Origin of the sequence: Pseudomonas sp. LPB4.O (assembly GCF_038383825.1) — a bacterium.
Taxonomy (GTDB): Bacteria; Pseudomonadota; Gammaproteobacteria; order Pseudomonadales; family Pseudomonadaceae; genus Aquipseudomonas; species Aquipseudomonas putida.
Window position 1 is genome coordinate 4,822,302 of record NZ_CP151298.1, and the last position, 14,095, is coordinate 4,836,396.

General features: G+C 63.3%; 13 protein-coding genes. 8 read left to right on the forward strand and 5 right to left on the reverse strand.

From position 1 onward, the window contains the following. The first annotated feature begins 45 nt into the window (after window positions 1-45). From MRBLPB4O_RS21805 to MRBLPB4O_RS21840, 8 genes are all read left to right on the forward strand, one after another. Window positions 46-1,284, forward strand: coding sequence for an OprD family porin (locus MRBLPB4O_RS21805; protein ID WP_341796568.1), 1,239 nt, complete (start codon window positions 46-48; stop codon window positions 1,282-1,284). Between the two features lie 240 nt (window positions 1,285-1,524). After that, window positions 1,525-2,331 carry an NAD(P)-dependent oxidoreductase gene (locus MRBLPB4O_RS21810; RefSeq protein ID WP_341796569.1) on the forward strand — a complete coding sequence of 269 codons (807 nt, stop codon included), beginning with the start codon at window positions 1,525-1,527 and terminating at the stop codon, window positions 2,329-2,331. Window positions 2,332-2,357: 26 nt separating this feature from the next. Then, window positions 2,358-3,239: an SMP-30/gluconolactonase/LRE family protein gene (locus MRBLPB4O_RS21815; protein WP_341796570.1), complete on the forward strand. Its 882-nt coding sequence runs from the start codon at window positions 2,358-2,360 to the stop codon at window positions 3,237-3,239. Window positions 3,240-3,303: 64 nt separating this feature from the next. Next, complete coding sequence (locus tag MRBLPB4O_RS21820; RefSeq protein ID WP_016488691.1) at window positions 3,304-4,275, forward strand: TRAP transporter substrate-binding protein; 972 nt, start codon at window positions 3,304-3,306, stop codon at window positions 4,273-4,275. A gap of 66 nt (window positions 4,276-4,341) precedes the next feature. Further along, on the forward strand, window positions 4,342-4,869 hold the full coding sequence (locus MRBLPB4O_RS21825) for a TRAP transporter small permease (protein WP_341796571.1): 528 nt from the start codon (window positions 4,342-4,344) through the stop codon (window positions 4,867-4,869). Beyond that, on the forward strand, window positions 4,870-6,150 hold the full coding sequence (locus MRBLPB4O_RS21830; protein ID WP_019472239.1) for a TRAP transporter large permease: 1,281 nt from the start codon (window positions 4,870-4,872) through the stop codon (window positions 6,148-6,150). 152 nt (window positions 6,151-6,302) lie between these two features. Then, a complete protein-coding gene (locus MRBLPB4O_RS21835) occupies window positions 6,303-7,226 on the forward strand; it encodes a DMT family transporter (RefSeq protein ID WP_341796572.1) in 924 nt (307 codons plus the stop codon). A 24-nt stretch (window positions 7,227-7,250) separates the two neighbouring features. Then, window positions 7,251-8,120: an aldose 1-epimerase gene (locus MRBLPB4O_RS21840; protein ID WP_341796573.1), complete on the forward strand. Its 870-nt coding sequence runs from the start codon at window positions 7,251-7,253 to the stop codon at window positions 8,118-8,120. Window positions 8,121-8,168: 48 nt separating this feature from the next. On the opposite strand, the gene MRBLPB4O_RS21845 is transcribed toward MRBLPB4O_RS21840, so the two are convergent. The 5 genes from MRBLPB4O_RS21845 to MRBLPB4O_RS21865 all read right to left on the reverse strand — a co-directional run bounded on the left by MRBLPB4O_RS21845 (window position 8,169) and on the right by MRBLPB4O_RS21865 (window position 14,023). Further along, a complete protein-coding gene (locus MRBLPB4O_RS21845; protein ID WP_341796574.1) occupies window positions 8,169-9,464 on the reverse strand; it encodes an MFS transporter in 1,296 nt (431 codons plus the stop codon). 157 nt (window positions 9,465-9,621) lie between these two features. Beyond that, complete coding sequence (locus MRBLPB4O_RS21850; protein WP_049275914.1) at window positions 9,622-10,518, reverse strand: LysR family transcriptional regulator; 897 nt, start codon at window positions 10,516-10,518, stop codon at window positions 9,622-9,624. Window positions 10,519-10,608: 90 nt separating this feature from the next. Beyond that, window positions 10,609-12,645 carry a pyridoxamine 5'-phosphate oxidase family protein gene (locus tag MRBLPB4O_RS21855; protein WP_341796575.1) on the reverse strand — a complete coding sequence of 679 codons (2,037 nt, stop codon included), beginning with the start codon at window positions 12,643-12,645 and terminating at the stop codon, window positions 10,609-10,611. A 27-nt stretch (window positions 12,646-12,672) separates the two neighbouring features. Then, window positions 12,673-13,302 carry a glutathione S-transferase gene (locus tag MRBLPB4O_RS21860; RefSeq protein ID WP_341796576.1) on the reverse strand — a complete coding sequence of 210 codons (630 nt, stop codon included), beginning with the start codon at window positions 13,300-13,302 and terminating at the stop codon, window positions 12,673-12,675. A gap of 169 nt (window positions 13,303-13,471) precedes the next feature. Continuing rightward, window positions 13,472-14,023 (reverse strand): UPF0149 family protein, encoded by a 552-nt coding sequence (locus MRBLPB4O_RS21865; RefSeq protein ID WP_341796577.1) that lies wholly within the window; start codon window positions 14,021-14,023, stop codon window positions 13,472-13,474. Window positions 14,024-14,095: the final 72 nt, after the last annotated feature.

Genomic DNA, 14,095 nt, shown 5'->3' on the forward strand with positions numbered 1-14,095 from the left:
GTGCCCGGTGGACGGGCTGCCACACCCTTCGGGAGCACAACAATAATGAAAATCTGCCACACCCTGCCCTTCGCCCTGCTTGGCGCCGGGGTCATCGCCGGCCTGCCGGGCACCAGCCTGGCCGCCGGTTTTGTCGAGGACAGCAAGGCCACCCTCGGGCTGCGCAACTTCTACATCAACCGCAACTTCACCAACCCCAGCAACCCGCAGAGCAAGGCCGAGGAGTGGACGCAAAGCTTCATCCTCGATGCCCGCTCGGGGTTCACCGAGGGGCCGATAGGGTTTGGCGTGGATGTGCTGGGGCTGTGGTCGGTCAAGCTCGATGGCGGCGGCGGTACCTACGGCACGGCGTTGCTGCCGCGCCATGATGATGGCAAGCCAGCAGATGACTACGGGCGCCTGGCAGTGGCGGGCAAGGCGCGTATTTCCAAGACCGAGCTGAAGATCGGGGAGTGGATGCCGGTGCTGCCGATTCTACGCTCGGACGACGGTCGCTCGTTGCCGCAGACGTTCCGTGGCGGGCAGGTCACCTCCAATGAAATCGCAGGGTTGACCCTGTATGGCGGCCAGTTCCGCGGCAACAGCCCGCGTAACGACGCCAGCATGGAAGACATGAGCTACGGCGCTGGCGTGTCGGACCGGTTCAACTTCGTCGGCGGCGAATACAAGTTCAACCAGGACCGCACGCTGGTGGGCCTGTGGAATGCGGTGCTGAAAGACGTGTACCAGCAACAGTACCTGCAACTGAGCCACAGCCAGCCGGTGGGTGACTGGACCCTGGGTGCCAACCTGGGCTACTTCCATGGCGATGAGGACGGCTCCGAACGCGCTGGGGAACTGGACAATAAAACCTACTCGGGGATGTTCTCGGCCAAGTACGGCGGCAGCACGTTCTGGGTGGGGCTGCAGAAAGTCGATGGCGATACCTGGATGCGGGTCAACGGCACCAGTGGCGGCACCTTGGCCAACGACAGTTACAACTCCAGCTTCGACAATGCCAACGAGCGTTCGTGGCAGGTGCGTCATGACTTCAACTTCGTCACCGTCGGGGTGCCGGGGCTGACCTTGATGAACCGCTATATCAGCGGGCGCGACGTGCACAGCGGGGTGGTGACCGATGGTAAGGAGTGGGTGCGTGAGACCGAGCTGGCGTACGTGATCCAGAGCGGGGCGTTCAAGGATTTGAGTGTGAAGTGGCGAAATTCGTCGATTCGGCGGGATTACAGCAATAACGAGTTCGATGAGAACCGGTTGATCTTCAATTACCCGTTATCGCTCTTGTAACCGAAAAGACCGGCACTGATTGAAATTGGGGCCGCTTTGCGCCCCATCGCCGGCAAGCCAGCTCCCACCAGGCCGCGGTAATTTCCAGCCAAGTGGAGTGCCTGTGGGAGCTGGCTTGCCGGCGATTGGGCCCTGACAGGCCATAAAGAGACGCAGGCCTCATTGACAACAGCCGAACCCACCGCCAATAATCAGTAAAGTCATACGACAACCTACAACAATTAACAACAAGAGCCGGCCATGACCCCTACCCCCCTCAATCGCCTGCTGCTCACCGGAGCCGCAGGCGGCCTGGGCAAGGTCCTTCGCGAACGCCTGCAAGGCTACGCCGAGGTCCTGCGCCTTTCCGATATCAGCCCGATGCCACCTGCTGCAGGCCCGCATGAAGAGGTGATTACCTGCGACCTGGCCGACAAGGCTGCGGTACATGCGCTGGTTGACGGCGTTGATGCCATCATCCACTTCGGCGGCGTGTCCACCGAGCATTCCTTCGAAGACATCCTCGGGCCAAACATCTGCGGCGTGTTCCATGTTTACGAGGCCGCACGCAAGCATGGCGTGAAGCGCATCATCTTCGCCAGCTCCAACCACACCATCGGTTTCTACCGCCAGGACGAGCGCATCGACGCCCACTCGCCGCGCCGCCCCGACAGCTACTACGGGCTGTCCAAGTGCTACGGCGAGGATGTAGCCAGTTTCTACTTCGATCGCTACGGCATCGAGACCGTCAGCATTCGCATCGGCTCTTCGTTCCCGCAACCGCAAAACCCGCGCATGCTCTGCACCTGGCTGAGCTACGACGACCTGGTGCAACTGATCGAGCGCGGGCTGTTCACCCCCAACGTAGGCCACACCATCGTCTACGGCGCCTCCGACAACCGCACCGTGTGGTGGGACAACCGCTATGCCGAGCACCTTGGCTACGTGCCCAAGGACAGCTCCGAGCGCTTCCGCGCCGCCGTGGAGGCCCAGCCGGCGCCCGCCGCCGATGACCCGAGTATGGTCTACCAGGGCGGCGCCTTCGCCGTGGCCGGCCCGTTCAACTGAACCCACGCACGCCAGGAGGCACGGCCATGAACTGTGAACTGATCGTCGACGCCCGCAACGGCACCGGCGAAAGCCCCGTGTGGCACCCCAGCGAACAGGCCCTGTACTGGGTCGATATTCCCGCCCGCCATCTGCACCGCTGGCAGGCGGCCGATGGCAAGCACCAGGTCTGGCAGGGCGACGAGATGCTGGCCTGCATCGCCCGCAGCGGCCAGGGCTGGGTCGCCGGCATGGAAAGCGGCATCTTCCAGCTCCAGGCCAAGCCCGACGGCAGCCTTGATAGCCGCCTGCTCAGCAGCGTGCCGCACGCCCAGGCCGGCATGCGCTTCAACGATGGCCGCTGCGACCGCCAAGGCCGCTTCTGGGCCGGCACCATGCTGCTGGACATGCAGCAAGGTGCCCACGTGGGTGCGCTGTACCGGCATGATGGAGAAGGCCAGCTGCACCTGCAGCAAGACGGCATGATCGTGCCCAACGGCCTGGCCTTCAGCCCCGACGGCACGCGCATGTACCTTTCCGACTCGCACCCCAACGTGCAGAAGGTCTGGGCTTTCGACTACGACATCGACAGCGGCACGCCGTACAACAAGCGGCTGTTCGTCGACATGCGCGGCTACCCAGGCCGCCCCGATGGCGCAGCAATCGACCAGGACGGCTGCTACTGGATCTGCGGCAATGACGCCGGGCAGATCCACCGCTTCACCCCTGACGGCCGCCTCGACCGCTCGCTGAGCGTGCCGGTGAAAAAGCCGGCAATGTGCGCCTTCGGTGGCGCCAACCTCGACACCCTGTACGTCACCTCGATCCGTCCCACAGGCACAGACCTCAGTGACCAGCCCCTGGCGGGCGGGGTATTTGCCCTCAACCCTGACACCAAGGGCCTGGAGGAACCTGCCTACCGGGGCTGACGCCCCCTGCCGCACCCACACTTGCACGCACGAAACCGGATAATAAAAACCACGGAGTTTCATCATGACGTTCAAACGCAAGCTGCTCCTTGCCGTACTCCCGTTCGCCTTCAGCGTGGCCATGCCCGCCTCGGCACTGGACATCAAGTTCGCCGAAATCCACCCGGCCGGCTACCCGACCGTGGTCGCCGAGCAGAACATGGGCAAAAAACTCGAACAGGCCAGCAATGGCGACATCACCTTCAAGATGTTCGCCGGCGGTGTGCTGGGCTCGGAAAAGGAAGTGATCGAACAGGCGCAGATCGGTGCGGTGCAGATGACCCGCGTCAGCCTGGGTATCGTCGGCCCGGTGGTGCCGGATGTGAACGTGTTTAACATGCCGTTCGTGTTCCGCGACCATGATCACATGCGCAAGATCATCGACGGCGAGATCGGCCAGGAAATCCTCGACAAGATCACCAACTCCGATTTCAACCTGGTGGCCCTGGCCTGGATGGACGGCGGCTCGCGCAGCATCTATACGAAAAAGCCGGTACGCAGCCTGGAAGACCTTAAGGGCATGAAGATTCGCGTGCAGGGCAACCCGCTGTTCATCGACATGATGAACGCCATGGGCGGCAACGGCATCGCCATGGACACCGGGGAAATCTTCAGCGCCCTGCAAACCGGCGTGATCGATGGCGCCGAGAACAACCCGCCCACCCTGCTTGAGCACAACCACTTCCAGAGCGCCAAGTACTACACCCTGACCGGCCACCTGATCCTGCCGGAGCCCGTGGTGATGTCCAAGACCACCTGGAACAAGCTCAGCCCCGAGCAGCAGGCGTTGGTGAAGAAGGTGGCGCGTGAAGCACAGATGGAAGAGCGCGCACTGTGGGACGCCAAGTCTGCCGCCAGCGAAGAGAAGCTCAAGGCCGCTGGTGTCGAGTTCATCACCGTCGACAAGAAGCCGTTCTATGACGCCACCGCCTCGGTACGGGAAAAATACGGCGCGCCGTACGCCGACCTGATGAAGCGTATCGACGCCGTCCAGTAACAGCGGCCCCAGCCCAATCGACCTCGGCAGTGCGGCGCCCGCCGCCCTGCCGCTTTGGTGATGCCCATGAAAAACCTCTTCCTGCGTGTGAACGACACGCTGTACCGCGCCTGTATCTGGATCGCCGGCCTGTCGATCCTGACCATGACGCTGATCATTCCCTGGGGCATCTTCGCCCGTTACGTGCTCGGTACCGGCTCCAGCTGGCCGGAGCCGGTGGCCATCCTGCTGATGGTGGTGTTCACCTTCGTCGGCGCCGCTGCCAGCTATCGGGCCGGGGCGCACATGGCGGTGGCGATGATCACCGATCGCCTACCACCGCTGCAGCGCGGCGTGATCGCGCTACTGGTGCAAGTACTGATGATTCTGGTGTGCGTGTTCATGACCTACTACGGCACCAAGCTGTGCATCACTACCTGGAACCAGTTTCTGGCCTCCCTGCCAGGTGTGCGGGTGGGCATGACCTATGCGCCGATCCCGATCGGTGGCGTGCTGACCCTGGTCTTTGTGCTGGAAAAACTCCTGCTGGGCGACCAGAGCCACCGCAAGGTGGTGCGTTTCGACCACGTAGAAGAAAGCGAAGGAGCGGCATAAATGGATGCGTTCATTCTGTTGGGCAGTTTCATTGCACTCATCCTGCTGGGCATGCCGGTAGCCTACGCCTTGGGCCTGTCGGCCCTGATCGGCGCCTGGTGGATCGACATCCCACTGCAGGCGATGATGATCCAGGTGGCCAGTGGGGTTAACAAGTTCTCGCTGCTGGCCATTCCATTCTTCGTGCTGGCCGGCGCGATCATGGCCGAAGGCGGTATGTCACGGCGGCTGGTGGCCTTTGCCGGGGTGCTGGTGGGCTTCGTCCGTGGTGGCCTGTCGCTGGTGAACATCATGGCCTCGACCTTCTTCGGCGCGATTTCCGGCTCGTCGGTGGCCGACACCGCCTCGGTGGGCTCGGTGCTGATCCCGGAGATGGAGCGCAAAGGCTACCCGCGTGAATTCTCCACCGCCGTGACCGTCAGTGGCTCGGTGCAGGCGCTGCTGACCCCGCCCAGCCACAACTCGGTGCTGTACTCGCTGGCGGCGGGCGGCACGGTATCCATCGCCTCGCTGTTCATGGCGGGGGTGATGCCCGGGTTGCTGCTGAGCGCAGTGATGATGGGCCTGTGCCTGATCTTCGCGAAGAAGCGCAACTACCCCAAAGGCGAAGTGATCCCGCTGCGCCAGGCGTTGAAGATTGCCGGTGAGGCGCTGTGGGGCCTGATGGCCATGGTCATCATCCTCGGCGGTATCCTGTCGGGCGTGTTCACCGCTACCGAATCGGCCGCCGTGGCGGTGGTGTGGTCATTCTTCGTGACCATGTTCATCTACCGCGACTACAAGTGGCGCGACCTGCCCAAGCTGATGCACCGCACGGTACGGACCATCTCCATCGTGATGATCCTGATCGGCTTTGCCGCCAGCTTCGGCTACGTGATGACGCTGATGCAGATCCCGTCGAAGATCACCACGGCGTTCCTGACCCTGTCGGACAACCGCTACGTGATCCTGATGTGCATCAACTTCATGCTGTTGCTGCTGGGCACGGTGATGGACATGGCGCCGTTGATCCTGATCCTCACGCCGATCCTGCTGCCGGTGATTACCGGTATTGGTGTGGACCCGGTGCACTTCGGCATGATCATGCTGGTGAACCTGGGGATCGGGCTGATAACACCACCGGTCGGCGCCGTGCTGTTCGTGGGCTCGGCCATCGGCAAGGTAAGCATCGAGTCGACGGTGAAGGCGCTGCTGCCGTTCTACCTGGCGCTGTTCCTGGTGCTGATGGCGGTGACTTACATACCTGCGATCTCGCTGTGGCTGCCTAGCGTGGTGCTGTAACGGCAATCGGGGCCGCTCTGCACCCCATCGCCGGCAAGCCAGCGCCCACAGGATTGTGCAGCCTTCCAGCCCTGCGCACCCTGTGGGAGCTGGCTTGCCGGCGATGGGCTGCAAAGCAGCCCTCTGGTTCTTTCTGCAAATGGATCCTGCACATGGCTGTCCCCTCCTCTGCTGCTCCCCTGTTCCCGCGCAAACTGGCCATCGCCCTGCTCGCCCTGCTGGCCTGCTCATTCGCCGGCAACCACATCGCCGCGCGCATCGCCTTCGATGACGGCACCGGCGTGCTGCTGGCGATTCTGTGCCGCTCAGGCATCACCTTGCTGGTACTGGCCTGCCTGCTGTTGTGGCAACGCCAGGCGCTGAGCCTGCCCGCAGGCACCCGGCACTGGCAACTGCTGCTCGGCCTGCTGATCGCCACCCAAAGCCTGTGCCTGTACTCGGCGGTGGCGCGCATTCCGGTGGCCCTGGCGCTTCTGGTGGGCAACACCTTCCCGATGCTGCTGGCGCTGCTCACCTGGGCGCTGGGCGGCGCACGCCCCACCGGCCGCACCGTGCTGTTCATGGGCCTGATCCTGTGCGGGCTGGTGCTGGCTCTGGATGTGCCGGCACGCCTTGCCGACAGCGGCACGGCCAACCCGCACTGGGCGCTAGGGGTCGGCCTGGCGTTCGGCGCCGCCTGTGCCTTCGCCTGCGCCTTGTGGATTACCGACCACAAACTGGCCAGCGTGCGCGGCCCCGTGCGCAGCCTGCTGACCCTGCTGATCGTGTTCTCCAGCATGCTGGTTGCGGGCGCAAGTGGCGTGATGCCGTCCGGCTTGTCACTGCCGGGCAGCAGCAGTGGCTGGGTGGCGTTGGCCAGCCTGGTGGTGCTGTATGGCCTGGCCTTCACCTTGCTGTTTGTGTGTGTGCCAAGGCTGAACATGGCGCAGAACGCACCGGTGATGAACGTCGAGCCCATCGCCACACTGCTGCTGGGCTGGGCCTTGCTCGACCAGCAGCTCGGCACCCTGCAATTACTCGGCGGTGCCGTGGTGGTGTGCGGCATCGTGCTGCTCACCTACCGCCGGGCCAGTTGATTGTTCATTTGAAAGGAGCCTTGAATGGCTGTGACCGAACTGCACCTGCAGGACCACCTGACCCGCCTGAGCCTGGCGCCGGAGCTGGGCGCCAGCCTGGTCAACTGGGAAGTGAAAGCGACCGGGCAAGCGCTGCTGCGCCATTCTGACCCGGCCGCGCTGGCCAGTGGCACCCCGCGACGCCTGGCCTGTTACCCGCTGGCGCCATGGTCCAACCGCATTGCCGAGGGTGGCTTCGCCCGCCCGGATGGCTGGCAGGCGCTAACGCCCAATACCGGGCACGACCCCTACCCGATTCATGGCAGCGCCTGGCAGCAGGCCTGGCAGGTGGAGCACCACAGCGAGCGACGCGCGCGCCTGAGGCTGCACAGTGAAGTGCCGTTTGCCTACCAGGCAACGCTGGATGTGCACTTGCATGAGGGGTGCCTGAACCTGGACCTGCATGTAACCCACCTGGATGAACCAGCTACCTGGTATGGGTTGGGGTTGCATCCTTACTTTCCGCGATATCCCGATACCCAGCTGTATGCCGCGGCGCGCAAAGTGTGGCTGGCCGAGCATGGGCGGTTGCCGTCGTACCAGGCCGAGGTGCCCGAGCAGTGGTGCTTCAATGCCTTGGGCCGTTTGCCCGAGACGGTGGTCGATCACGCCTTCAGTGGCTGGCCGGGAGAGTGTGTGATCGAACAGCCAAGCGCGGGTTATCGACTGGCGTGCAGTGCCAGCGGGGCTGAACACTTTTTGCTGTTTTGCCCGCAGGGGCAAGGTTTTTTCTGCTTTGAACCGGTAAGCCACCCGGTCAATGCGCATCACCTGCCAGGGCGGCCTGGGTTGCGGTTGTTGCAGCAGGGGGAAGGAATGAGCCTGGGGTTCAGGATGCAGTATCGACCCCTTTGATTGTGTTGCCTTGATGGGGGCCGCTTTGCGGCCCCTGAATTTCAAGCCTTATGCCAATGCCCCGGTCGGGTTCGCCATCGGCGTGACCGAAGGCTCGCCACGCACCTCCCGCGCCACCTTCCACACCAGCACTGCCGCCACGATATCGAACGCCGCCAGCACCACGAACAGCGGGCTGTAACCAATCTGCGTGACCAGAATGCCGAACACCAGGGTAAACACCGCCGCCCCTAGGTACCCGCACATGCCACCCATGCCCGTCGCTGTGGCCACCTGGTCCTTGCTGAACGAGTCCGAGGTGATGGCGTACAGCGCGCCCGACAGTGTCTGGTGGGCAAACCCGCCAATGCACAGCAACAGGATCGCCATGTACGGGCTTTCCACCAGGCCGATGCAGGCCGGGCCGATCATGCAACTGGCACCGAACACCAACACCATCTTGCGCGAGGTGAACAGCGACACCTTGAAGTAGCGGTGGAACAGCGGGCTCAGGTATCCGCCCAGCACACAGCCGATATCGGCAGCCAGGAACGGCAGCCAGGCGAACATCGCCACTTCCTTGATGTTCATGTGCCGCTCGGTCATCAGGTACAGCGGAATCCAGGCGTTGAAGGTTTGCCAGGCCGGCTCGGAGAGGATCCGCGCCGAAGCGATGGCGTAGAAGTTGCGGGCCTTGAAGATGCGCTTCCAGGCGCCCTTCTCGCGGCTGTCCTGTTTGAAGTGCGCTTCCTGGCCGGCCAGGATGTAGTCGCGCTCCTCATCGCTCAGGCGCTTCTGGTCGCGCGGGTGCTTGTACAACAGCATCCACAGCAGGGTCCAGACAATCCCGGAGACACCCACGATCACGAACGCCAGCTGCCAGCCACTGTGCAGGATCGCCCACACCACCAGCGGCGGTGCCAGCAAGGCGCCAAGCGACGAGCCGATGTTGAACCAGCCGATCGCCACCGAGCGTTCCTTGGCCGGGAACCACTCGGTGGTTGCCTTGACCCCAGCCGGCAAGCCGGCGGCTTCGGTCATGCCCAGCAGCCCGCGCATGAAGGCCATGCTCTGCCAACCGGTGGCCAGGGCGGCGCCAGCACACGCCAGCGACCAGGCCATGGCAAACACGGCAAAGCCCAGCTTGGTGCCGATGAAGTCGATGAACCAGCCGGCTACCGGCTGCATGAGGGCATAGCACACCTGCCAACTGGCAACGATCTTGGCGTATTGCTCGGTACTGATGGAGAGGTCGGTCATCAAGGTGGGGGCGGCCACCGAGAGGGTGTTGCGGGCGAGGTAGTTGACGACGAGCCCAGCCGTGACAAGGCTGACCATCCACCAACGGATGCCTTTCATCTTCATGGTTCACCTGAGTTTCTTGTTTTTAGTGTGGCGAGCAATTGGCGCGAACACCGGCAGCGGTATTTGCGACAAATTGTTTCAGGCGGAAGAGTGCCATGTCATAGGTCGTCGTACAACAGTTATTATTTCTTAATGTTTCACCTTGCGTTGTACGATCTCAGTCCAGCTGCTGGGCCCGCAGCGCCTGCGCTAGCATGTCGATGAAGGCCCTGACCTTGGCAGAGCCGTACTTGCTCTCGCGATGCAACACATGAATCGGCCAGGGCGCCTCCTCGTACTCCGCCAGGATCACCTGCAACTGCCCACTGGCCAGCTCATCGGCCACTTGGTACGACAACAGGCGGGCAATCCCCAGCCCGCCGCTGGCGGCAGCGATCGCCCCGTCATTGCTGGTCACCGTCAGGCGCGGCTTCATACGCACCAGGGTTGGCTCTTCTGTCACTCCAAAGCGCCAGCCTGCCCGGGGCGACAGGTTGGTGGTGCCGATCACCGCATGCCCGGCCAGGTCCGAGGGATGCTTCGGCACGCCATGGCGCGCCAGGTAGTCGGGTGACGCACACAACATGCGCCGCACCCTGCCGACCCGCAACGCCTTCAACCCGGAGTCGGGCAACGGGCCGATGCGCACGGCCACGTCCATGCCCTCCTCGACCATGTTCACCACACGGTCGAGGAAGTAGGCGGAAACATCGACGTCCGGGTACTGCTGCAGGTAGCGAACGATACAGGGCATGACGAACTTCTTGCCGAACAGGATCGGGGCGGTAACTGCCAGGTCGCCTTTGGGGGTGGCGTTGATGCCAGCGGCCGCTTCGTTGGCTTCGTGGATGCTGGCCAGGATATGCCGGGTGTCTTCCAGGTAGCGGCCGCCAGCTTCGGTCAGGCGCACGCTGCGGGTGGTGCGCAGCAGCAGCTTGACGCCCAGCTGGTCTTCCAGGGCGCTGACAGCGCGGGTGACGGCAGCCGGGGAAATGTCCAGGCGGCGAGCGGCGGCAGCGAAGCTCTCCAGCTCACCTACCGCAACGAATACCTTCATCAGGTGGATCTGGTCCATGCGGGCTCCTGGGTATTTGGGGTGCCGGGATTATCGGATATCCGGGCGCTTTGTGCTGCCAGTCTTGGCCTCTTCGCCGGGACTGGCATATCAGATATCCAGCACCAGCGCCTGTATCCCCTCCTCAACCTGCCCCGGTACCGCACAACAGATCAGTACCGATCCCGCCTCCGGCAGCTCTGCCGGTGGGTTCGGGTAATGCACCTGGCCGCTCACCAACCTGGTCTTGCAGGTACCGCACGACCCACCCCGGCAACTGAACTCCGGCGCCAACCCACGCGCCTCGGCCAGCTCCAGCAGGGTGCCGCTGCCTGGTGCCCAGCGCGCCTCCTTGGCCGACGCTGCGAAATACACAGGCACTGGCTCGCGGGCCGCAGGCGGCTGTTGCAAGGTGGGCTGGCCTGCATCCGTGTGCCGGCGCAGCGTTGACGGGCCAAAGGCTTCAGCGTGAATGCGCGCATCCGGCACGTGCACCGTGCGCAGCCCTTCATACAGGTCCTGAGTAAAGCTGCCCGGGCCGCACAGGTAGAAATCGTAGTCGTCCAGCGCCAGCGTCGCCTTGACCTGCTCGATGCCCAGTCGGCCGGTAAACTCATAATCCTGCCCGGCCACGGCATGGTCTTCTGGCTGGCTCAAGGCGCGATGAACGTGCAGCAAGCCGCCAGCCTGTTGCCGCAAGCTTGCCAGCTCCTGCCTGAATGGCAGGTCGGCCAGGCTGCGGGCGCCATGGAACACATGGATGCGCCGTGCCTGGCCTTTGCTCAGCTGCTCACGCAGCATGGCCAGCAACGGCGTGATACCCACGCCCGCACCAATCAGCACAAGCGGGCGCGTACTTTGCTCATCCAGGGTGAAACTGCCCATAGGCGAGCGCACATCCAGCACATCACCTGCCTTGACGCGCTCATGCAGGTGCCGAGAGGCGGGGCCCTGCGCTTTTACGCTGATACGCAGGTAGCCATCGGACGGTGCGCTCGACAAGCTGTAGGTCCGGATCATCGCGGCCTCACCGTCGATCTGCACTTGCACCGGAATGTGTTGCCCTGGCGCAAAGACCACGCTGCTATCGCTGGGCGGTTCAAGGTAGAACGAGCGGATATCGCGGCTCTCCTGCTCCACCCGCAGCACACGCCAGGCCTGCCATTGGCGCTGTCGCTGGCGTTGCTGCAAGCGTGCGTCGGCCTCGGCCCAGGTGCCAGTCATCAGGCTGGTCGGTGCGTATTCCTTGAACGCCCAGCGCAGGGAAACCGCCGCCGGGCGCCACACTGCCTGCTCCACCTCCAGCGTCCACAGCCGCTCGGCACCGTCGAAGGCCTGGATGGCCGGGCTGTCCAGCAGCACCTCCGCACGCCCGCACAGCTGCAGCACGTTGCCGTTGCGGAAATCGATGAACAGCAAACCGGCCCGCGGGTTCACCAACAGGTTGCCCAAGGTGTTGAAGTGCAGGTTGCCCGCGTAGTCGGGAATGATCAGCCGATTGCCCACGACCTTGACGAACCCTGGCCGGCCGCCACGGTGAGAAACATCCACAGCGCGCTGGCCGTCACCTTGCTCGACATAGCTGGCGACGAAGAACGTGTCGGCAGCCTGGATCATGCTGACGCTTGTGGCATCCAGTGTGGTCGCATCGACACGCGCCTGGGCGGGCTCGGCAACGCGGGTGTAGTCACGCAACTGGATGTACTGCGGGCAGTTGCCGAACGACTGCTCCACCCTCACCTGCAGTTGTCCTTCTGCAGCCTGGCGGATCTGCCCGTTGATGCGATTGCGCCGACGGGTGTGCAGTTCGATACCCAGCAGGCCGACCGCCTGCCCGGCTACCAGCCCCGGGGTGGCGGGGTCATCTGCTGGCAGCGTGGTATAAATCGTCAGCACGCGAGGGTCGGGCGAGCTGACGAACCCTTCCGGCCCTTCCAGCAGGGTGGCCCAAGGCCGGCCAAGAACGTCCACACTGGCGGCCACCATGAACGGCAACTGGTGATAGAAACTACGGTGCTGGTCGGGCATGTAGTCACGAATGACCTTTTGCCCGAACGCCTCCATGCGTTCTGCTACACCGACCTTTTCCTGCAGGGTTTTCTCGCCCGCATGCCAGGGCGAGGGGCGGTGGTCCGGGGGCTGTTGCATGGTGGCGTTCCTCTCGAAGGCGAGGTATCAGGCGCTGGTCTGCAGCCCGATCACAGTGCGTGGCATGGCCACGAACCCCGGCAGCGACTCGATCCGCGCCAGCCAACTGCGCACGTTGGCATAGGGCTCCAGCGACACGTTGCCTTCGGGGGCGTGGGCGATGTACGAGTAGTTGGCGATGTCGGCGATGGTGGGCGTGCTGCCCGCCAGGAATGGCACCTTGGCCAGCTCGGCGTCGATCACCTTGAGCAGGGTATGGGCACGGGCAATGACTTCGTCTGTGTTGAACGCAGCGCCGAACACGGTCACCAGGCGCGCAGCAGCGGGGCCAAAGGCCAGCGGGCCTGCAGCCACCGACAACCAGCGCTGGACACGGGCGGCGGCAGCGGGTTCTTCGGGCAGCCAGGTACCGTTGTCGTACTTTTTGGCCAGGTAGACGAGGATGGCATTGGAATCGGCGATCACCGTGCCGTTGTCATCGATAACCGGGACCTGGCCAAACGGGTTGAGGGCCAGAAAATCCGGCTGCTTGTGCGCGCCTTTGGCCAGGTCGACGAACACTAGCTCGGTGGGCAGGTTGAGCAGCGAGAGCATCAATTCGATGCGATGGGCGTGGCCAGACTTGGGGAAGTTGTAGAGCTTGATCGGGTTCGACATGGGTTTGGCTCCTGATCAGCACCGGGATGGGCTGGTGGAGCCTATGCTGCACTGGATCGGCTGGCAGCAGAATCAGTGCGTAAGGGAAACCATAATTTCGCGGGGCGCAATAATGGTTTCCAACAGATGTGCAGTTAAGTGCAGGGATCGCTAGCCAACGAATATCAGGTCAGTGCAGCTTCTTGAAATACCGGAACAGCCCACGTGCGGCCTCAACTACCTGCGGAACGCAGGCCTGGATATCCGCTTCGCTCATCTGGTCCAGCAGCTCGAAGTTGTCCTCCAGCCCATGTAGCGAAATGGCCTTGAGCAATAGCGCCTGCTCCTGCGGCAACTCGCCCCAACCGGCAATCTGGGTACCGCGCATATAGCCGAAGCACCACTCCTCCATGACGATCACAGTGCCAACCTCGCCCTCGCTTTCCTCGAACAGCGGCTCGAAGTGGTCTACGTCATCAGTCAATGCCTCTTTCACCTGATTGGCATAGCGCAACATCAACGCGGTGTACGCTTCTTCGTGCGCAGCCTTCTTGAACTTAGGCACCTTGCCACCGGCCACTGCGGGCAGCCATTGCTCTGGGAAGACGGCGACCGGCGAACTGGCCAGCGCGGTGAAAAAGCCATTGAGCTCGGCCAGGTTCAGCACGGAATAGTCGTTGCCGTAGGTGATCAACAGGTCTTCGAGACGGTCGAGTTCTTTTTCGCTGAGTACGGGGAGCATGGGTGAGAATCCTGGGAAGCAAAAGTGTGTGCACCCTAGCACAGCAACGCCGGAAGGGCTGCCCGCGTGAAC